General features: G+C 46.0%; 19 protein-coding genes. 18 read left to right on the top strand and 1 reads right to left on the bottom strand.

Going from position 1 to position 20,311, the window contains the following annotated elements; all coding sequences use genetic code 11:
- The first annotated feature begins 12 nt into the window (after window positions 1-12).
- From fmt to spoVM, 8 genes are all read left to right on the top strand, one after another.
- Window positions 13-957, top strand: coding sequence for a methionyl-tRNA formyltransferase (gene fmt / locus AB1L08_RS01090; protein ID WP_413062815.1), 945 nt, complete (start codon window positions 13-15; stop codon window positions 955-957).
- 1 nt (window position 958) lies between these two features.
- Entirely contained in the window at window positions 959-2,290 is a 1,332-nt protein-coding gene (rsmB, locus tag AB1L08_RS01085) for a 16S rRNA (cytosine(967)-C(5))-methyltransferase RsmB (protein ID WP_413062814.1), read from the top strand.
- Between the two features lie 45 nt (window positions 2,291-2,335).
- On the top strand, window positions 2,336-3,097 hold the full coding sequence (locus AB1L08_RS01080) for a Stp1/IreP family PP2C-type Ser/Thr phosphatase (protein WP_413062813.1): 762 nt from the start codon (window positions 2,336-2,338) through the stop codon (window positions 3,095-3,097).
- Window positions 3,091-5,046, top strand: a complete 1,956-nt coding sequence (gene pknB / locus AB1L08_RS01075; RefSeq protein WP_413062812.1) for a Stk1 family PASTA domain-containing Ser/Thr kinase — start codon at window positions 3,091-3,093, stop codon at window positions 5,044-5,046. Before AB1L08_RS01080 ends, pknB begins: the two co-directional genes overlap by 7 nt.
- Window positions 5,047-5,067: 21 nt before the next feature.
- Window positions 5,068-5,949, top strand: coding sequence for a ribosome small subunit-dependent GTPase A (gene rsgA / locus AB1L08_RS01070; RefSeq protein WP_413062811.1), 882 nt, complete (start codon window positions 5,068-5,070; stop codon window positions 5,947-5,949).
- A 3-nt stretch (window positions 5,950-5,952) separates the two neighbouring features.
- Complete coding sequence (rpe, locus tag AB1L08_RS01065; protein WP_413062810.1) at window positions 5,953-6,603, top strand: ribulose-phosphate 3-epimerase; 651 nt, start codon at window positions 5,953-5,955, stop codon at window positions 6,601-6,603.
- Between the two features lie 19 nt (window positions 6,604-6,622).
- Window positions 6,623-7,279, top strand: a complete 657-nt coding sequence (locus AB1L08_RS01060; RefSeq protein ID WP_413062809.1) for a thiamine diphosphokinase — start codon at window positions 6,623-6,625, stop codon at window positions 7,277-7,279.
- Window positions 7,280-7,384: 105 nt separating this feature from the next.
- Window positions 7,385-7,465: a stage V sporulation protein SpoVM gene (gene spoVM / locus AB1L08_RS01055; RefSeq protein WP_040341495.1), complete on the top strand. Its 81-nt coding sequence runs from the start codon at window positions 7,385-7,387 to the stop codon at window positions 7,463-7,465.
- A 90-nt stretch (window positions 7,466-7,555) separates the two neighbouring features.
- Here the strand turns inward: spoVM and rpmB are convergent, their stop codons facing one another.
- Window positions 7,556-7,744, bottom strand: a complete 189-nt coding sequence (gene rpmB, locus AB1L08_RS01050) for a 50S ribosomal protein L28 (RefSeq protein WP_413062808.1) — start codon at window positions 7,742-7,744, stop codon at window positions 7,556-7,558.
- A gap of 266 nt (window positions 7,745-8,010) precedes the next feature.
- Here rpmB and AB1L08_RS01045 point away from each other — a divergent pair, with 266 nt between their 5' ends.
- From AB1L08_RS01045 to smc, 10 genes are all read left to right on the top strand, one after another.
- Window positions 8,011-8,373, top strand: a complete 363-nt coding sequence (locus AB1L08_RS01045) for an Asp23/Gls24 family envelope stress response protein (RefSeq protein WP_413062807.1) — start codon at window positions 8,011-8,013, stop codon at window positions 8,371-8,373.
- Window positions 8,374-8,389: 16 nt separating this feature from the next.
- Entirely contained in the window at window positions 8,390-10,063 is a 1,674-nt protein-coding gene (locus tag AB1L08_RS01040; protein ID WP_413062806.1) for a DAK2 domain-containing protein, read from the top strand.
- Between the two features lie 43 nt (window positions 10,064-10,106).
- A complete protein-coding gene (gene recG, locus AB1L08_RS01035; RefSeq protein ID WP_413062874.1) occupies window positions 10,107-12,155 on the top strand; it encodes an ATP-dependent DNA helicase RecG in 2,049 nt (682 codons plus the stop codon).
- Between the two features lie 89 nt (window positions 12,156-12,244).
- A complete protein-coding gene (gene fapR / locus AB1L08_RS01030) occupies window positions 12,245-12,808 on the top strand; it encodes a transcription factor FapR (RefSeq protein WP_413062805.1) in 564 nt (187 codons plus the stop codon).
- A gap of 16 nt (window positions 12,809-12,824) precedes the next feature.
- Window positions 12,825-13,814 carry a phosphate acyltransferase PlsX gene (plsX, locus tag AB1L08_RS01025; protein ID WP_413062804.1) on the top strand — a complete coding sequence of 330 codons (990 nt, stop codon included), beginning with the start codon at window positions 12,825-12,827 and terminating at the stop codon, window positions 13,812-13,814.
- Window positions 13,815-13,833: 19 nt separating this feature from the next.
- Entirely contained in the window at window positions 13,834-14,775 is a 942-nt protein-coding gene (gene fabD, locus AB1L08_RS01020) for an ACP S-malonyltransferase (protein ID WP_413062803.1), read from the top strand.
- A gap of 1 nt (window position 14,776) precedes the next feature.
- Complete coding sequence (fabG, locus tag AB1L08_RS01015) at window positions 14,777-15,520, top strand: 3-oxoacyl-[acyl-carrier-protein] reductase (RefSeq protein WP_413062802.1); 744 nt, start codon at window positions 14,777-14,779, stop codon at window positions 15,518-15,520.
- Between the two features lie 160 nt (window positions 15,521-15,680).
- On the top strand, window positions 15,681-15,914 hold the full coding sequence (locus tag AB1L08_RS01010; RefSeq protein ID WP_413062801.1) for an acyl carrier protein: 234 nt from the start codon (window positions 15,681-15,683) through the stop codon (window positions 15,912-15,914).
- 75 nt (window positions 15,915-15,989) lie between these two features.
- Window positions 15,990-16,721, top strand: a complete 732-nt coding sequence (rnc, locus tag AB1L08_RS01005) for a ribonuclease III (RefSeq protein WP_413062800.1) — start codon at window positions 15,990-15,992, stop codon at window positions 16,719-16,721.
- A 25-nt stretch (window positions 16,722-16,746) separates the two neighbouring features.
- On the top strand, window positions 16,747-20,307 hold the full coding sequence (smc, locus tag AB1L08_RS01000) for a chromosome segregation protein SMC (RefSeq protein ID WP_413062799.1): 3,561 nt from the start codon (window positions 16,747-16,749) through the stop codon (window positions 20,305-20,307).
- Window positions 20,308-20,311: the final 4 nt, after the last annotated feature.

Below are 20,311 nucleotides of genomic sequence, written 5' to 3'. Positions count from 1 at the left end.
GGAGCGACCTGAATGACGAAAGTGATATTTATGGGAACGCCGGATTTTGCTGTCCCCATTTTAAAAAGGCTGATGAGGGACGGGTATGAAGTGGCTGCGGTTGTGACCCAGCCGGACCGGCCGGTCGGCAGAAAAAAAATATTGACGCCGCCGCCTGTTAAAAAAGAGGCGGAAAGATGGAATATACCTGTTTACCAGCCTGAAAAAATCAGCGAAGCCCGGGAAACCAACCAAATATTGGAGCTTTCTCCGGATTTGATCGTGACGGCCGCCTTTGGGCAGCTGCTGCCGAAAAAAATTCTTGATGCCCCGAAGTACGGATGCATCAATGTTCACGCCTCCCTTCTGCCCGAACTCAGAGGCGGAGCGCCGATCCATCATGCCATCTTGCGGGGATTTACGAAAACAGGCATTACGATTATGTACATGGTTGAAAAGCTGGATGCCGGAGACATCATCAGCCAGGTGGAAGTTCCCATTACCGAGCAGGATGACGTCGGTTCCTTGCATGAAAAGCTGAGTGCAGCAGGTGCAGACCTGTTATCGGCCACACTGCCGAAGCTGCTTGCCGGTGAAATAAAACCCCGCCAGCAAGAAGAAGAAAAAGCGACATATGCCTTAAACATTACCCGTAAAGAAGAGAAAATTGACTGGTCCGTGCCCGGGGAGGAAATCTACAATCAAATTCGCGGCTTGTGCCCGTGGCCTGTCGCCTATACAACATATGAAAGTGAAATTTTAAAAATTTGGAAAGCCGAAAAAAGGCATTTGGCCGAAAAACAGAAGCCGGGTATGATCGTAAAAGTTGAAAAAGACGGCTTTATAGTAGCAACCGGAAACGATACAGGAATAAAAATAATGGAACTTCAGCCCGCAGGGAAGAAAAAAATGTCATCTTTCCAATATTTAAAAGGAGCAGGGGCTTCCATAAAACCAGGCATTGCTTTAGGAGAATAAAATGAAAAATCCGCAGAAAAACGTTCGTGAAGCTGCCCTTGACATATTGGAAGCTGTTGATCAGCAAAGATCATACAGCAACCTTCTTCTGAACAGCTTCATTGAAAAAAATCATATAAAAGGGCCTGATACTGCCTTGCTGACCGAGATGGTTTACGGAACGATCCAAAGAAAAATGACCCTTGATTATTATTTGGCTCCGTTTATTAAAAAGAAATTGGACCACTGGGTTCGCAACTTGCTGAGGCTGTCGCTTTATCAATTGGTTTATTTGGACAGAATTCCGGATCGGGCGGTTATCCACGAAGCAGTTGAAATTGCCAAGAGACGGGGCCACCAGGGCATTGCCGGACTAGTCAACGGGGTGTTAAGATCCATTCAGAGAAAAGGCATCCCATCACTTGAATCCATCCCAGATCCTGCGGAACGGCTGGCGATTGAAACGAGCCACCCAATATGGCTTGTCAAGCGTTGGATCAGCCAATTCGGGTTTGAAAAAACAAAGGAAATGTGTAAGACGAACTTGCAGGCACCGGTCCAAACAGCGAGGGTAAACGAGTTGAAGATTTCAAGGGAACAATTGCTCGATTTGCTGGAAAAAGAAGGGCTCATTGCAAACCCGAGCCCGATCATTCCCATTTCGGTCCGGGCCGTGAAGGGCAACTTGGCTCGTTCGGAATATTATAAAAGAGGATATTTTACCATTCAGGACGAAAGCTCCATGCTGGCAGCCTATGCCCTGGATGTTTCTCCGCAGCAAAAGGTGCTCGATGCGTGTGCCGCTCCGGGAGGCAAAACGGCCCATATTGCCGAAAGACTTGAAAATACGGGGGAAGTCATTGCGCTTGATCTGCATGAACATAAAGTGAAATTGATTAAAGAACAGGCGAACCGGCTTGGGCTTCAAAATATAACGGTTCAAGTACTTGACAGCCGCCAGGCAAACAAGTTTTTTCCCGAGCAATCCTTTGACAGGGTGCTGGTGGATGCGCCTTGTTCGGGTCTGGGCGTTTTGCGCCGCAAACCCGACATAAAGTATGCAAAAACGGTGGAAGACATTTATTCCCTTAAAAAAGTCCAAATCAACATTTTGCATGCAACCGCAAAGCTCGTTAAAAAAGGCGGGGTGCTTGTTTACAGCACATGCACGGTTGATCGGGAAGAAAATGTGGATTCCGCTGAAAAATTTCTTGAAGATCATCCTGACTTTGAACCGTATCCTTTAAAATTGCCAAGGCCCATCTCCGCTTTGGCAAATGGATATTACGTGCAAATCATGCCCCAGGATTTTGGGAGTGACGGCTTTTTCATCTCCTCATTTAAAAAAAGATGAAATAAAAGTTGTGTCAAATTAGCTTACGGGATGAGGTGGATCGCATTGAAAGCAATATTTAAAACAGATACGGGAAAAGTCCGGAGCCATAATGAAGATAACGGCGGTGTCTTTGTAAATAACAGCGGCGAATTTCTTGCCATCGTTGCAGATGGAATGGGCGGCCATAAAGCAGGTGAAGTCGCAAGCCAATGTGCCGTAAGCCACCTGAAAGAACAGTGGCAGCAAGTGGAGCGCATGCTGACCCCTGCCCAGGCAGAAACATGGTTTCGTACGAATATATCGGCAGTCAACAAGCAAATTTTGAAATATTCCCGGGAAAACCAAGCGTTAGAGGGCATGGGGACGACGATTGTTGCAGTCATTGTCACGGATAAATTTGCAACGGTAGCCAATATCGGGGACAGCCGCTGCTATGTCATGAATGACCAAGGATACAAACAATTAACGGAAGACCATTCATTTGTCAACGAACTGGTGAAAACAGGGCAAATTACCCCTGAAGATGCTGCCCATCATCCGCGTAAAAACATCGTGTTAAAAGCAGTCGGAACAGAACCGGAAATTGAAATGGATACGAAAACGATCACATTTGAAAAAGGGGATAAAATATTGCTCTGTTCCGACGGTTTGTCGGACAAAGTAACGAAGGATGAGATGGAATCCATTCTAAAAGAACAGGGAAATGTAGAAGAAAAAGCCGGCAAATTGATACAAATGGCCAACCAATACGGCGGTGAGGACAATATTTCCCTTGCCATTATTGAATATGAAGCCCGCGGTGAAAGCAGGTGTACTGAATGCTGATCGGAAAAAGGATAAGCGGGCGCTATAAAATCTTGAAAGTAATTGGCGGAGGCGGAATGGCCAACGTTTACCTGGCCCACGACATGATTTTGGACCGGGATGTAGCCGTAAAAATATTAAGGCTCGATTTCGCCGATGAGGATGAATTTATCCGCCGTTTTCAAAGAGAAGCCCAGTCCGCCACAAGCCTGGCCCATCCCAACATCGTCAACATCTATGATGTGGGAGAGGAAGGAAATATATACTATATCGTGATGGAATATGTGGATGGTATGACGTTAAAGCAATACATACAGCAAAATCATCCCATATCGGTGGAAAAAACGCTTAATATTATGCAGCAGCTTACTTCGGCTCTTTCCCATGCGCATTACAATCATATTATCCACCGCGACATAAAGCCGCAAAATATACTGATTGACCATGAAGGAACCGTTAAAATAACGGATTTCGGCATCGCCATGGCTTTAAGCGCAACCTCGATTACCCAGACCAATGCCGTTTTAGGTTCCGTACATTATTTGTCTCCCGAACAGGCGCGCGGTGGCATGGCTACTAAAAAATCCGATATATATTCACTTGGAATTGTCATGTTTGAGCTGCTTACGGGACGGCTTCCGTTTTCGGGAGAATCGGCTGTATCCATTGCCATAAAACATTTGCAGTCGGAAACCCCTTCCCCAAAACGGTGGAATCCGGACATTCCCCAAAGCGTGGAAAATATCGTCTTGAAAGCAACGGCAAAAGATCCCTTTTTGCGCTACAATAACGTTGAAGAAATGGAAAAAGACCTGGAAACGGCCCTTGACCCGGAAAGGCTGCAAGAGCCGAAATTTGTCATTCCCGAAGATCAAGATGCGACCAAGGCGATTCCGGTTATTACGGATCATGACATCCAATCATCCGGGGACGAAACCGTTATTCATCATAACGGACATGATCATAAGCCGAAAAAAAAGAAGAAAAAGAAGAAAAATCCGGGCAAAAAGCGGTCTTGGATCATCGGTTCGATCATTGCCCTTGCCCTTTTGTTGGTTTTGCTGTTCACAGTCATTTTGTCCGGGGTTCTTGGTGCAAAAGTTGTACAAGTGCCTGATGTAAGCGGGGAAGCATATGATGATGCAGTTTCGGCACTCGTTGATAAAGGACTGAAAGTCGGAGAAAAAATAGAAACCCCGGACGAAGAGTTTCAAGAAGGCGAAGTCATCAAAACGAGCCCAAAAGCGGGAAGGGAAGTAAAAAAGGGCAGCGTTGTCGATATTTACTTAAGCACGGGAGAAGAACCATTTGTAATGTCCGATTACAGGGGACGGCCGTATGAGGATATCATTATAATGCTGGAAGATGAAGGATTTAAGAATATCAAAAAAGAAGAAAGAAATTCAGATGAGGAGCCAGGTATAATCATTGACCAGGATCCGGCCCCTGATTCGGAAGTCGTTCCCTCCAAAACGACGATTACCTTCATCGTCAGCCAGGGAGCGGAAACGGTCACGTTAAAAGATCTGACAGGATACAATCAAAAAGGTTTGGAAAGCTACAGGGAATCTTCCGGTTTAACGATTGATTCCACCGCGGAAGAATATTCGGATGAAGTAGATGAGGGTCTTGTCATATCTCAGGAACCTGCTGCAGGATCTGTTTTAAAAAAGGGCGATGCTGTCAAAGTGGTCATTTCCAAAGGGGCGAAAGAAATCCCCCCCAAAACCGTTACGAAAGAAATTACGATTCCATATGAACCCGAAGAAGAAGGGAAATCCCAGGAAGTGAGAATCTTTATAGAGGATTTAAATCACAGCATGACGGTTCCTGCAGAAATTTTTTCAATCAACTCAACCACTAAAAGGGAAATCCAATTCAAGATCGAAAAGGGCAAAAAAGCCGGTTATAAAGTGATTAGGGACAATTCGGTCTTACTGGAAGAAGAAGTGCCTTATCCGGATGAATAATAATATGAAAGGAAGGATGCCATGTCCAAAGGGAAAATTATTAAAGCGCTAAGCGGTTTTTACTATGTGTTGGCGGGAAATCAAATCATCCAATGCAGGGGAAGAGGCGTGTTCCGCAAAAAGAATATCAGTCCGCTCGTTGGCGATTATGTCACATTTCAGGCAGAGAATGAACAGGAAGGATACATTATGGCTATTGAGCCGAGAAAAAATGAATTGACCCGTCCGCCGATAGCAAATATTGACCAGGCTGTCTTAGTCTTTTCCGCCATCGAACCGGACTTCAGCACGCTTCTCCTGGATCGTTTTCTTTCCATCGTGGAACTAAACAGCATTCACCCAATTATTTGCATCACAAAGATTGATTTGCTTTCGCAGAAGGATAGAAAACAGCTCGACACTTATGCGAAAGACTATCGAACGGTTGGATATGAAGTTCTTTTAATGTCTTCTTTGACCGGGGAAGGGATGGAACAGCTTCTGCCGTATCTTCATTCAAAAGTGAGTGTCTTGGCCGGACAGTCCGGGGTCGGGAAATCCTCTCTTTTAAATGCGTTGAAACCGGATCTTGATATAAAAACTGGACATATCTCAGCGCATCTTGGCAGAGGAAAGCATACAACCCGCCATGTCGAATTGCTCCAAATTGGCGGCGGGCTTGTTGCCGATACGCCGGGGTTCAGTTCTCTGGAATTTCCCAATATGGAGGAGGCAGACTTGGGCCAAGCGTTTCCGGAAATTTCCGCAGCTGGTGCAGGCTGCAAGTTTCGCCGCTGCCTGCATGTGAATGAACCGGGCTGTGCCGTCATAAAAGCAGTGGAACAAGGCCAAATTTGTTCCTACAGGTACGAACATTACAAGCAGTTCTTGGAAGAAATCAAAGAAAGAAAGCCGAGGTATTAGCTCATGAAAATAGCGCCATCCATTTTGGCAGCCGATTTTACAAAACTGGGGGAGGAAATTAAAGAAGTGGAAGCGGCGGGAGCGGATCTTATCCATGTGGACGTCATGGACGGACACTTTGTCCCCAACATAACAATGGGGCCCGCTGTTGTAAAAGCGATCAGGTCCATTACAAAGCTTCCGCTTGATGTTCATTTAATGATTGAAAATCCCGACCAATATATAGAGGCATTCGCCGAAGCGGGAGCGGACTATATTACCGTTCATGCCGAAGCTTCGCCGCATCTTCACCGGACCTTGGATGAGATCAGAAAACAAGGGGTGAAATCAGGTGTGGTTCTGAACCCGGCTACGCCGGCAGATTCGATAAAATATGTGCTGGACAACATTGATATGGTCCTGTTGATGACGGTCAACCCCGGTTTTGGGGGACAATCCTTTATACACTCCGTCCTTCCCAAAATCACCGAGGTCAGAAATATGGGACTGGAAAATGGCGTTCAATTTGAAATTGAAGTGGATGGCGGGATCAATCCCGAAACAGCAAGGCTTTGCAAAGAAGCCGGTGCAACGGTTTTTGTGGCCGGTTCCTCCATTTTTAATCAAAAAGACAGGAAAAAAGCCCTGCTGGACATTCGTGAAGAAATCGTTTAGAAAGGAATAAACGATCGAAATGAAAAAACCAATCATCCACATTGTTGCCGGAGGCCCCGGGCATTTAATCCCCGATCTGTCTTTGTTTGCCGACCATCCCGCCCTGTGGGCAGGGGTGGATCTCGGGGTCCGCACGATCATCCTGGCAGGCATTGCCCCCCATATTGCAGTGGGAGATTTTGATTCTGTCAGTGAAGAGGAGTGGCAGCAAATTGAGAAGAAAGTACCTGCCATTCATAAATTCCGCCCGGAAAAAGATGAAACGGACATGGAACTTGCTCTCATGTGGGCAGCCAGCCAGGAACCGGATAAAATTGTTATATTTGGGGGGACCGGGGGCAGGCTGGACCATTTTTTGGCCAATGCTTTCATGATGGCGGGTTATAAACAGAAATACCCTGCTATCACGTTTGAATTAATCGATAAAAATAATGTACTATCTGTTGTGCTGCCCGGCAGCTACTCACTCGAACGGGATCCGCTGAAAAAATATGTATCTTTTATTCCGGTTTTCAATAAAGTTACCGGCCTTACATTAACTGGTTTTAAATATCCATTAAACGATCATACGGTTCCGCCCGGCTCTTCGCTATGTATCAGCAACGAACTTATTGAGAAAACCGGTCATTTTTCATTTGAAAAAGGCATATTAATGGTGATAAGGAGCATCGATTAAATTTTACTCCCATGTTTGTTTGCTTCGTGTACTTATGAATACATGTTGAATAAGATAAGAGTGGAAACGGCTATTTCTCTTTAGAGCGACGAGGAGGGGACCTGTATGAAGTTTTACACCATCAAGCTTCCAAGGTTTTTGGGCGGCATCGTAAGAGCGATGCTTGGTACATTTAAAAAAGGCTGAATGATCATGCAAAGAGGCACCTATATCAATAGGCGCCCCTTTTTTATAGGCAAGGTTTACTCCCGTGCGAAGAGCAAAACTTCCATCATATTATACTTTTTGAACTTTTCCGGATTTGAGTGCACGTGCGGATACCCACACCCGTTTTGGTTTCCCGTTCACTAAAATCCGCACTTTTTGCAAGTTGGCACCCCATGTGCGTCTGCTTGCATTCATCGCATGAGAACGTTTATTACCCGTAGCAGTTTTACGGCCGGTAATGACGCATTGCTTTGCCATAAAGATTCCCTCCAATCATGTAAATCCCCATAAATCAATTGCTGATGGTTTCCATCATTTTTTTTCGTAAAAGATACTATAATAATTTATCACAAAACGGACGGGATTGCAATCAATCCTTCTCTCTTCTGTTAAGGTTTTTTTCTTTACAGTGTAGTCGAATGAAAGTGATCCGGCTTTAAAAATAACCTTTGTTATAGTAAGATAAGCATAGCCATAAACGTGAAATCATCCAACCTTTTGGAAAAAGAATAGGAGGGAGCAACATGTCCATTGAAATGAAAACGAAGTACGGCCAAATCGACATCACTAACGATACAATCGCAACGATTGCCGGCGGTGCTGCGATTGATTGCTACGGCATAGTCGGTATGGCTTCCAAAAATCAAATCAGGGACGGGCTGACTGAAATATTGCGCAGGGATAATTTTGCGCGTGGAGTGGTCATCCGCCAGGAAGAAGGCGCTTTCCATATCGATATGTACATTATCGTCAGCTACGGGACGAAAATTTCGGAAGTGGCTTACAACGTACAATCAATGGTGAAATATACATTGAAAAAAACAATCGGGCTGTCAGCCGATACAGTCAATATATATGTTCATGGAGTTCGGGTTACGAACCCGTAATGAGGAGGAAAAGTTCGTGTCGATCACAACATTGGATGGAAATCGCTTCGCCGAGATGATCACTCACGGAGCCGATTACTTATCAGCCAATGCAGAATTGGTTGATGCCTTAAATGTTTTCCCCGTACCGGACGGCGATACGGGTACAAATATGAAATTATCAATGAATTCCGGATCAAAAGAGGTTCAAAAAAATGGGCAGGATCACATTGGCAAGGTAGGAGCAGCTTTTTCCAAAGGGTTGCTGATGGGGGCCCGGGGAAATTCCGGTGTCATTTTGTCCCAGCTTTTTCGCGGATTTTCCAAAGAAATCGAAGCCAAATCCGCTTTGTCCAGTACCGAGTTTGCCCGCGCATTGGAAGCGGGCGTTCAAACGGCTTATAAAGCGGTCATGAAACCTGTGGAAGGAACGATTTTGACTGTTGCCAAAGATGCCGCCAAACAGGCAATGGAAACTGCAAAAACGACGGCTGATATAACTGAAGTAATGGAGCGGACCCTGGCTGCGGCAAAAAAATCGCTTTCCAAGACTCCGGACTTGCTTCCTGTCTTAAAGGAAGTGGGTGTTGTGGACAGCGGCGGCCAGGGGCTCGTATTCGTATATGAGGCCTTTTTGGCAGTATTAAAAGGACAGGTGCTCCCGCGCGTTTCGCGAACTGACGTTCGTCCGATGGAAGAACTCGTCAATGCCCAGCATCACCAGAACATCCACGGTTTTATCGATACGGAAGAAATTGAATTCGGATATTGCACGGAATTCATGGTCCGCTTTGAAAAGGATCAAAAAACCTTTCATGAAGATATTTTCCGGAAGGACTTGAGTAAATACGGTGATTCCCTGCTTGTCATTGCCGATGAAGAAGTGGCAAAAGTCCATATTCATTCCGAGTTCCCCGGAGAGGTTTTATCATACGGACAGCAGTACGGTCCGCTCATTCATATAAAAATTGAAAATATGCGGGAGCAGCATCGTGCACTTGTAAACGACAGGCCGGCACCCGTTGCCGCCCGGACTGTCGGGAAGAATAAACCGGAGAAATATGCATTGATCGCCGTGGCCGCCGGGGAGGGCATGGCCAAATTGTTAAAAAGCATCGGGGCTTCGGCGATCATTCAAGGCGGACAAACGATGAACCCCAGCACGGAAGACCTCGTGAATGCCCTAAATGAAGTAAATGCCGAAAACACGATTATACTTCCGAATAATAAAAATATCATTATGGCTGCGGAACAGGCTGCCGAAGTAACCGAAGGAAATGTCCTTGTCGTTCCCTCCAGGACAATCCCCGAGGGAATCGCCGCCATCCTGGCCTTTCATCCGGACCGGGACCTTGAAAGCAATGGACAGGCCATGAAAGAAGCAATGAAGTGGGTAAAAACAGGCCAAATTACATACGCTGTCAGGGATACGATCATTGATGGACTTGAAATAAAAAAAGATGACTTTATGGGCATTGCCAACGGGAAAATCGTAACAGCAAACGAAAATTTATTGGATGCGGCCAAAAACTTATTAACAAACATGATTGACGACGATTCGGAAATTCTGACGATCATTTACGGGGAAGGGACCGAACCTTCGTTTTCGGAGCAACTGGCCCGGTTTGCCGAGGAGCGGTTTCCGGATATAGAGGTTGAAATCCATGAAGGAGGACAGCCTGTTTATCAGTTTATTTTTTCGGTTGAGTGAAAACGATTTTGTTGATATACAGAAGGAGGAAGGCTGGCAACTCATGATCCATTTACAAAATGCAGACGTCACAACAGTAAAAGGAATCGGGAAGGAAACGGCCGTCCAGCTTGCCGATATGGGGATCCGCTCCATTCAAGATTTGCTTTACTATCTGCCTTACCGTTACGATGACATGAGATTGCGTGATTTGGCCGAAGTTCACCACGACGAGCGGGTGACGATTGAAGGGAAGGTTCATAGTGAACCTTCTCTTGTATTTTATGGCAAGAACAAGAACCGGTTGACGATCCGTCTTTTGGTTGATCAATATTTAATTAGGGCGGTATTTTTCAATCGTTCGTATTTAAAGGGCAAATTGGCGCCGAATGATGTTATTACGGTTTCCGGAAAATGGGACAAGCATCGCCAAACCATTACATGCAGCGACATTATTTTGGGACCGCACAGACATGTCACGCAATTCCTTCCTGTCTATCCGGCTAAAGGGCAAATAACCGTTAAAGCGCTCCGGCGCTATATAAAAGAGGCCCTTGAAAAATATGGCAGCGGCGTTGAAGAAATTCTTCCAAAAGCGGTAAGGGACCGATACAAATTGGTTCCGATTCGGGATGCTTTGCAATTCATCCACTTTCCGGAATCGGAGGAGGAAATGAAGCAGGCCCGCAGACGGTTTGTCTACGAGGAATTTTTATTGTTTCAATTAAAAATGCAAGTATTGAGGAAATTAAGAAGGGAAAAGCTGCAGGGAATCGGCCAAAACTACAATCTTAAGCAATTGAAACAGTTTATTTCGACGCTTCCATTTTCTTTGACAAACGCACAAAAAAAAGCAGTCAATGAAATATGCGCAGATCTAAAATCACCGTACAGAATGAACAGATTGCTTCAGGGGGATGTCGGGTCGGGAAAGACGGTGGTAGCGGCAATAGCATTGTACGCCAGTTATACGGCAGGATTCCAGGGGGCATTAATGGTGCCAACGGAAATATTGGCTGAGCAGCACATGGAATCCTTACATCAATTGTTTGCGGGTGCGGATCTTTCTTTGGAATTGTTGACAAGTTCGGTGAAAGGGAAGGCCCGGCAGGAAATATTGGAAAGGCTGCAAAGCGGAGAAATTGATATTTTGGTTGGAACACATGCCTTGATTCAGGATGAGGTGAATTTTTCCAATCTGGGGCTTGTCATTACGGACGAGCAGCATCGATTCGGTGTGGAACAACGGAGAGTTTTAAAAGAAAAGGGGGAAAACCCGGACGTCTTATTCATGACGGCGACCCCGATTCCCCGCACTTTGGCCATTACAGTTTTTGGCGAGATGGATGTTTCTGTCATTGACGAGATGCCTGCAGGCAGAAAGCCTGTTGAAACGTATTGGGCAAAGCATGAAATGCTGGACCGGGTGCTTTCGCTGATGGAAAAAGAATTGAAAAAAGGCAGGCAGGCGTATGTCATTTGCCCCCTGATCGAAGAATCGGAAAAATTGGATGTCCAAAATGCGATAGATGTATACAACCTGCTTGCCAATCATTTTCAAGGACGATTCCGGACGGGATTGATGCATGGGCGCCTGCCGCCTTCGGAAAAAGAGGAAGTCATGAAAGCATTCAGCGAAAATAAAATTGAAGTGCTTGTATCTACTACCGTCGTCGAGGTGGGGGTGAATGTTCCGAATGCGACATTTATGCTCATATACGATGCAGAAAGGTTCGGGCTTTCCCAATTGCACCAGCTCCGCGGGCGGGTTGGGCGCGGATCCGGGCAATCGTATTGCATTTTGCTTGCGGATCCGAAAAATGAAGTCGGGAAAGAGCGGATGAAAATCATGACAGAGACGAACGACGGGTTCGTGTTGAGCGAACGTGATCTTGAACTGCGGGGCCCCGGGGATTTCTTCGGCAAGAAGCAGAGCGGCCTGCCCGAGTTTCGGGTTGCCGACATGGTTCATGATTACAAAGTTTTGGAAATTGCCCGGATGGATGCAATGCATTTCATTGAAATGGATGAATTTTGGCATGATGAGGAATATGCACCGCTCAGACGTTATCTTGAAGAGTCGGGAGCCATGTCCGGAGAGAAATTAGATTAAGATCTTCCATTACTGTTGCATGATCCTGCACCTTTTTATATACTACTATTAATACCAAGTCTTAATAACGAGAATGGTGTGATGCATGCATGAAGCCAGTGAAAAAAGACCGCCAGCAGCTTCTCGTTCAAACGATTGGCGCGAACCCGTTCGTCACGGATGAAGAATTGGCTGAACAGTTTTCGGTCAGTGTGCAAACCATCAGGCTTGACCGGATGGAACTCGGCATTCCGGAGTTGCGTGAACGCATTAAGCATGTGGCAGAACAACATGTCGACAATGAAGTAAAATCATTGCCGGTCGATGATGTGATCGGTGATATCATAGATATCCAGCTTGACAAAAGTGCGATATCCATTTTTGATGTAAAAAGTGAGCATACGTTTACAAGAAACTCCATAGTGCGCGGACACCATCTGTTTGCGCAGGCGAATTCATTGGCTGTTGCAGTCATTGATGATGAGGTTGCCCTGACGGTCAAAGCAGACATTCATTTTACAAGGCCGGTTAAAGCAGGCGAAAGAGTTGTCGCCAAAGCGAAAGTCCGCGAGCGTGCAAAAGGTGATAAAAGAACATTTGTTGAGGTTGAAAGTTTCGCAGCCGGCGAAATATGCTTTAGAGGAATTTTTGAAATGTATCGTTCCAGCCATTGAAAAAGGGAGACTGAAGATGAAAATTGCAATCGATGCGATGGGCGGCGATCATGCACCAAGGGAAATTGTCCGAGGCGTGGAAAAAGCAGCCCGGGATTTTACTGATGCAGCGTTTGTTTTATTTGGCAACGAAAAAGAAATTATGAAACATTTAAACAAGCAAGAACGGATTGAAATTGTCCATGCAACGGAAGTAATCGGCGCAGAAGATGAACCGGTCAAGGCAGTGCGCCGCAAAAAAGACGCTTCCATGGTGAAAATGGCCCGGGCTGTAGCCGATGGACAGGCTGATGCATGCATATCTGCCGGCAATACCGGGGCTTTAATGGCTTCGGGATTATTTATCGTCGGCAGAATAAAAGGAGTGGAAAGGCCCGCTCTGGCCCCGACACTTCCGACGATTGACGGAAAAGGGTTTGTCATGCTTGATTTGGGGGCCAACGCGGATGCCAAGCCCGAGCATTTGCTTCAATATGCCTGCATGGGAAAAATATACGCGGAAAATGTCAGAAAGATAGAAAACCCGAGAGTGGCATTATTGAATATTGGCGCTGAACAGAATAAAGGAAACGAACTGACCAAAAAAACGTACGGCTTACTGAAAAATGCCAACATGAATTTCACCGGAAACATCGAGGCCCGGGAATTGCTTGAAGGCCATGCGGATGTCGTTGTAACGGATGGATTTACGGGAAATGTGGTTTTAAAAGCGATTGAAGGTACAGCCGCATCGCTCTTTTCCATGCTGAAAACGGCGATGACCAAAAGCCTGAAAAATAAATTGGCGGCCGGGATGATCAAGGGGGATCTTCTCGAACTGAAAGAGCAAATGGATTATACGGAGTATGGCGGCGCCTGTCTTTTCGGATTGGAGTCACCGGTCATCAAGGCTCACGGCTCTTCCAATGCGAATGCCATCTACCATGCCATTCGCCAAGCGCTTGACATCATCCGAAATGATGTGACCGGAACCATTAAAGCCAATATTACCGAACAAAATGGTTAACATAAAGGGAGTGAAGCAAATGGAGAAAATTGCCTTCGTTTTTCCGGGCCAGGGCTCTCAAACCGTAGGCATGGGCCAGGCAATGGCCATGCAAAATGAACGGGCAAAGCGGATATTTGAAAAGGCGGATGAAACATTGGGATTTTCCCTGTCTCAGGTTATTTTTGAGGGACCGCAGGAAACGCTGACGCTTACAACTAACGCCCAGCCGGCCCTTTTGACAACGAGCATCGCTTTGCTGAAAGGGCTGGAAGAAGCCGGAATCCGCCCGGATTATACGGCCGGCCACAGTTTAGGAGAATACTCTGCATTGGTGGCAAGCGGCTCGCTCGATTTTCAGGATGCGGTATATGCAGTCAGGAAGCGGGGGGAATATATGGAAGAAGCTGTTCCAAGCGGGGAAGGGACAATGGCGGCCATATTGGGAATGGACCGGAATGCCCTTCATGTTATTTGTCAAAAAGTGACAGAGGCAGGAGATTCCGTTCAATTGGCCAACATGAATTGTCCGGGTCAGATCGTGATTTCCGGCACCGTTGCCGGCGTGCACAAGGCCGCCGATATGGCTAAAGAAGCCGGAGCCAAACGTGTCCTTCCATTGCAGGTGAGCGGCCCCTTTCATTCTGTCCTTATGAAGCCCGCCGCCGAAAAGTTTAAAACCGTATTGGATGGCATTCAAGTAAAAGATGCTGAAATCCCGGTCGTTGTCAATGTAACGGCAGCTCCTGCGGCCGATTCCGCCACGATCCGGGAAAAGTTGATTGAACAATTATATTCGCCGGTCCTTTGGGAAGATACCGTTGAAAAGCTCATCACACTTGGTGTGGGAACTTTCGTGGAAATCGGGCCGGGAAAAGTTTTATCCGGACTCATCAGAAAAGTGGACCGAAACGTCAAGACATTGCCGGTCCAAGATCCGGAGAGTTTACACGCTGCTGTAGCAGCCTTAAGGGGGAAGTGATGTGCGTTTGGAAGGAAAAACGGCAATCGTGACAGGAGCCTCGAGGGGAATAGGCCGGGAAATAGCACTGGTGCTCGCCAAAGAGGGAGCCAATGTCGTCGTCAATTATTCCGGCAGTAAAGAAAAAGCGGAAGAAGTCGCGCGCCAGATCACCGACATGGGCCGGGAAGCTGTTGCTTATCAATGCAACGTATCAAACGCCGATGCTGTACAACTTATGGTGAAAGATGCCATCGCTCGTTTTGGGCGCATTGATATTCTTGTGAACAATGCCGGCATTACGAGGGATAACCTGCTTATGAGAATGAAAGAAGATGAATGGGATGATGTCATCGATATAAACTTAAAAGGAGTATTCCTTTGCACGAAAGCTGTCACAAGGCAAATGATGAAGCAAAGATCAGGAAGAATTATTAATATTGCTTCCGTCGTCGGCGTAATTGGAAACCCCGGTCAGGCGAATTACGTTGCGGCAAAAGCCGGAGTCATCGGACTCACCAAATCTGCGGCAAGAGAGCTTGCCTCGCGCAACATTACCGTCAATGCCATTGCCCCGGGATTCATCACAACGGATATGACAGACGAATTGCCCGAGGATATGAAAGAAGCAATGTTAAAACAAATACCGCTTGCCAAATTCGGTGAAGCGAAGCATATAGCGAAAACGGCTCTGTTTTTGGCTTCCGATGACGCCGAATACATAACAGGGCAAACGATTCGTGTAGATGGCGGGATGGCGATGTAATGCGCCTCAGTGGCAGTGAACTCCCACCTCAAACGTATGGCAAATCGAAAAGATCAGGTGGGAACAATCAGTGGGCAGTGAAAAAGAATCCCTGCTGATTGAAGTTTCGCTTTATTTTTCATTGATATCCATTATAATGACTTGAGGGGAGGTGAATCGGATGGCAGATGTTGTAGAACGAGTGACGAAAATCATCGTTGACCGTCTTGGGGTAGAAGAGTCCAAAGTGACGCTTGAAGCTTCGTTCAGAGATGATCTTGGAGCGGATTCCCTTGATGTAGTTGAACTGGTCATGGAACTTGAAGATGAGTTTGATATGGAAATTTCCGATGAGGATGCAGAAAAAATCTCAACAGTCGGTGATGCGGTCAATTACATAAAAAGCAATAGTTAATCGTTGGAAAGAATGTCCCGTTGATTGCCGACGGGGCTTTTTCTACTGATAAATTCCGATAAGGTGGATGAAATGATGCGCAAACCAAGAAAAGGACAACAAGCGGCGGAATTGAAACATGCCAAATTCAGGCAGCTTCAGGAAAAGATCGGGATTCAATTTTCCGATGAAGCGCTTCTGATCAAAGCTTTTACACATTCATCCTATGTGAATGAGCATCGTAAAAAGCCCCATGAAGATAATGAGCGCCTCGAGTTTTTGGGGGATGCGGTACTGGAACTGACTGTTTCCCATTACCTTTATGAAAAATATCCGATGATGAGCGAAGGCGAACTGACCAAGCTCCGTGCCGCCATCGTGTGTGAACCGTCACTCGTTGTTTTTGCCAATGAATTGAATTTCGGTGAAGTTGTACTGCTTGGCAAAGGGGAAGAATTGACTGGCGGAAGAAGGCGGCCCGCATTGCTCGCGGATGCTTTTGAAGCATTTATCGGAGCTTTATATCTTGATCGGGGTATGGAAACAACGAAATCTTTTCTCGAACAGATCGTTTTTCCAAAGGTGGACAAAGGTGCTTTTTCTCATGTGATGGATTTTAAAAGCCAGCTCCAGGAATGCGTCCAAAGAGACGGTTCCGGATCGATTGAATATAGAATATTGAAAGAACACGGTCCTGCCCATAATCGGTCGTTTGAAGCGCAAGTAGTCCTCAATGGCCAAGTGCTCGGAGAAGGCGTTGGCCGTTCCAAAAAGGAAGCGGAGCAGCATGCCGCTCAAATGGCTTTAGGGAAACTGAACGAGCTGTAACTCAAAATTGAAGGGAAGAAAAATATTGTTCTTGAAACAATTAACCATATTCGGTTTTAAATCTTTCGCCGAGAAGGTATCGATTGACTTTGTACCCGGAGTAACAGCGGTTGTCGGGCCGAATGGAAGCGGCAAGAGCAATATTACGGACGCTCTTCGCTGGGTGCTTGGTGAACAATCCGCCAAGAGCTTGCGAGGAGGAACGATGGAAGATGTCATTTTTGCCGGGAGCGACTCGAGAAAGCCGCTTAATATAGCGGAAGTGTCCATCCTCCTCGATAATGAATCGGGGCTGCTTCCCATTCATTATAATGAGGTAAGCGTGAAAAGATGCGTATACCGGACGGGAGAAAGCGAATTTTTTATCAATGGCACTCGGTGCAGACTGAGGGACATTGTCGATCTGTTTACCGATTCGGGTCTTGGAAGAGAGGCCTTTTCCATTATCAGCCAGGGGAAAGTGGATCAAATCTTAAACAGTAAACCGGAAGAAAGGCGGACCATTTTTGAGGAGGCAGCCGGTGTCCTGAAATATAAGCAGCGCAAATTGAAAGCGGAAGGAAAACTGGCAGAAACGGAGGACAATTTAAACCGTGTGAATGACATTCTCCATGAATTGGATGGGCAATTGGAGACATTAAAAGCACAGGCTGAAAAGGCCCAAATGTATCTCGATAAAAAGAGATTGAAAGAAAAGAGTGAAATAGCTTTAACGGTTTGCCAAATTGAAACTCTTTATCAAGAATGGGAGCTGGCCAACAGCGAGTGGGAAGAGCGCACCGAAAGTGAAAAGTCAGCGGCAAATGCCGTTCAACAAGCGGAAGCAGCGCTTGCTGCCCAGCGGGAAAACCAGGATGGCCTTGACGAAGCAATCAGCTCGCTCCAAAATGTTCTTCTTGAAGTATCCGGACAGCTTGAAAAACTCGAGGGAACGAGCCAGGTTCTGCAGGAAAGAAAGAAAAATACGAACGAACAGATCGGCCAGCTTCAAGTTTCGATTCAAGAGGCGGGCAGTAAAATGCAATCGTTGAAGGAAGAACTCGAGACTACGAAAAAAGTCATCCAGAAAAAGGATCAGGAAATGAAGCATATCCAGGATGAACTTCTAAAAAAGAAAGAAGAGCTGGACTGTTTTGATGACCAAATAGAGGCAACGATTGATTCGTTAAAAAGTGATTACGTCGAGATTTTAAACGAGCGGGCGTCTGAGAAAAACAGGCTCCAATATTTGGAAAACCAACTAAGCCAGCAGGAAATAAAGCTTAAAAAGGCAAATGAAAATTACGACAAATATACGGAAGGTTACCAAGAAATAAAAACCAGCCTTTCAGGGAAAAAGGCAAAGCTCGCTCACTTGCTTCAGGCCTTGGAAGACATCACACAGCAAGAAAAAGATCTCGTTGAACAAATGGATGGTCTGAAAATGAAAATGGATCAACAGCAATCCATCCTGATGGAATCATACAGAATAGCCGATAAACTGAAAGCCCAAAAAGAAAGCCTTGAATCATTGGCCGAAGATTATGCCGGCTATTTTCAAGGTGTCCGTGAAGTGCTGAGAGCCAAAAAATCCGTCTTGCCTGGTATTGAAGGAGCCGTTGCCGAATTGGTTGATGTTCCCAAAGAGCTCGAAACCGCCATTGAAATTGCGCTTGGCAGTGCCGTTCAACACGTCATTGTCCAATCAGAGGAAGATGCCAGGAAAGCGATCGAATTTTTAAAGATAAACAAATTGGGGCGGGCGACCTTTTTACCGCTTAATATTGTCAAGCCGAAAAAGCTGCAAACCGAGCAAATATTATTCCTTCAGCGACACAGCCCCTTTGTCGGCCTTGCTTCGCAGCTCATCCGTTTTGACAAAAAATACGAACCCGCAATCGAAAACTTGCTGGGAAATGTCATCATAGCCAAGGATCTGCAAGGAGCAACACAATTGGCAAAACTTCTTCAATACCGTTTTCGCATCGTAACCATTGACGGGGAAGTCATCAATCCCGGCGGTTCCATGACGGGTGGAAAATCAAAACAGAAACGAAATTCTCTTGTTGGGCGCAAAAATGAGATTGCCCGGTATAAAAAAGAGCTTCGCGCTGTTGAGACAACCATTTCAAATCAAAAGCTTGAAACAGACAGATTGAAGGAGCAGCTCGAAAAACACCATCGCCTGCTGGGTGAAGCAGGCAAAATAAAGAAAAAGCGGCTGCAAGAACGCCAGGAACTGGAAAAACAAATCTCCCAACTTGAAATCAACCAAAAAAATGCGCAAGATTATATGGCTCTTTTTGCGATGGAAAAAAAGGAAATGACGGGCGAATGCAGCGCGATCCAAGAGCAAATGAAACAAGTCGCATCAGCATTGGAAAACAGCCAACGGAACATTGCCAGGCTTGACAAGAAGATTGAAGAGCTGACAAAAAAGCGCAATGAACAACGCCAAAATAAAGAATTGCTTGCCGGGGACATCAGCGAATTAAATACCCGTTACGCGGCTTTACATGAACAGAAACTTGCAGAAGAGACAAACCGCGCCAGGCTTATTCAAACGTTGAAAGAATTGAAAAATCAACTGGAGGATGCAAAAAAAAGATTGTCCAGCCTTCAGGAGGAAAGTGAAAAACTCGAGCAAAACATCGTTGATAACGACCAACAAATCAACGTCATGCAGCGGAAAAAGGAAGAAACCATCCGGGAGGCGGCCCACAGGCGTGAGGAAAGGAACGCGATACAGCAATCGATCTTATCCATAGAAAAAGAGATGCGGGAAATAAAAAGAAAACACCGGCAAATGATGAATCTGGCAAAAGAAAGTGAATTAAAGAAAAACCGGCTCGAAATGGAATTGGAAAACTATGCCCACATTTTAAAAAATGAATATGCGCTGTCCTATGAGCAGGCAAAAGCGGAATATCCGCTCGAGGAAACTCCTGAAGAAGCAAAGGGCAGGCTGGAACGGTTAAAGAGTGAAATCCGGGAAATGGGTTCCGTTAACATCGGGGCGATTGATGAATATGAACGGGTAAACAGCCGGTATGAATTTTTAACAGAACAGCAGCGTGACTTGTTGAAAGCAAAGGGTACGCTCGAGCAAATTATGGACGAAATGGACGGAGAAATGGTAAAAAGATTTGGCCAGACATTTGCCTCCATCCAACAATCGTTTGAAGATGTCTTTCGCTCCCTGTTTGGCGGGGGACGGGCGAAGCTGGAATTGACAGCGCCAGATGATTTATTAAACACCGGGGTCGAAATTGTCGCCCAGCCGCCCGGGAAAAAACTGCAAAATTTAAGCCTTTTATCGGGCGGAGAACGATCGATGACGGCCATCGCCCTATTATTTTCCATCTTGAAAGTAAGGCCTGTCCCATTTTGTGTCCTGGACGAAGTCGAAGCGGCGCTGGATGAAGCGAACGTCCATCGTTTCAGCAATTATTTAAAAGAATTCAGCCAAAATACCCAATTCATCGTGATTACACACAGACAGGGAACGATGGCCGGGGCAGACGTATTGTACGGCGTAACGATGCAGGAGTCGGGCGTGTCCAAGCTTGTCTCCGTAAAATTGGAAGAGGCCAAAGTGCTGGCCTAATAAC

This window comes from Siminovitchia jepli (genome assembly GCF_047228825.1).
GTDB lineage: Bacteria > Bacillota > Bacilli > Bacillales > Bacillaceae_C > Siminovitchia.
This window is presented reverse-complemented; position numbering and strand designations above follow the sequence as displayed.

Bases quoted from the DNA above. Each gene is read 5' to 3' on its own strand.
- fmt (WP_413062815.1), top strand. From the start codon at position 13: ATGACGAAAGTGATATTTATGGGAACGCCGGATTTTGCTGTCCCCATT.
- rsmB (WP_413062814.1), top strand. From the start codon at position 959: ATGAAAAATCCGCAGAAAAACGTTCGTGAAGCTGCCCTTGACATATTG.
- pknB (WP_413062812.1), top strand. From the start codon at position 3,091: ATGCTGATCGGAAAAAGGATAAGCGGGCGCTATAAAATCTTGAAAGTA.
- rsgA (WP_413062811.1), top strand. From the start codon at position 5,068: ATGTCCAAAGGGAAAATTATTAAAGCGCTAAGCGGTTTTTACTATGTG.
- rpe (WP_413062810.1), top strand. From the start codon at position 5,953: ATGAAAATAGCGCCATCCATTTTGGCAGCCGATTTTACAAAACTGGGG.
- AB1L08_RS01060 (WP_413062809.1), top strand. From the start codon at position 6,623: ATGAAAAAACCAATCATCCACATTGTTGCCGGAGGCCCCGGGCATTTA.
- spoVM (WP_040341495.1), top strand. From the start codon at position 7,385: ATGAAGTTTTACACCATCAAGCTTCCAAGGTTTTTGGGCGGCATCGTA.
- rpmB (WP_413062808.1), bottom strand. From the start codon at position 7,744: ATGGCAAAGCAATGCGTCATTACCGGCCGTAAAACTGCTACGGGTAAT.
- AB1L08_RS01045 (WP_413062807.1), top strand. From the start codon at position 8,011: ATGTCCATTGAAATGAAAACGAAGTACGGCCAAATCGACATCACTAAC.
- recG (WP_413062874.1), top strand. From the start codon at position 10,107: ATGATCCATTTACAAAATGCAGACGTCACAACAGTAAAAGGAATCGGG.
- fapR (WP_413062805.1), top strand. From the start codon at position 12,245: ATGAAGCCAGTGAAAAAAGACCGCCAGCAGCTTCTCGTTCAAACGATT.
- plsX (WP_413062804.1), top strand. From the start codon at position 12,825: ATGAAAATTGCAATCGATGCGATGGGCGGCGATCATGCACCAAGGGAA.
- fabD (WP_413062803.1), top strand. From the start codon at position 13,834: ATGGAGAAAATTGCCTTCGTTTTTCCGGGCCAGGGCTCTCAAACCGTA.
- AB1L08_RS01010 (WP_413062801.1), top strand. From the start codon at position 15,681: ATGGCAGATGTTGTAGAACGAGTGACGAAAATCATCGTTGACCGTCTT.
- rnc (WP_413062800.1), top strand. From the start codon at position 15,990: ATGCGCAAACCAAGAAAAGGACAACAAGCGGCGGAATTGAAACATGCC.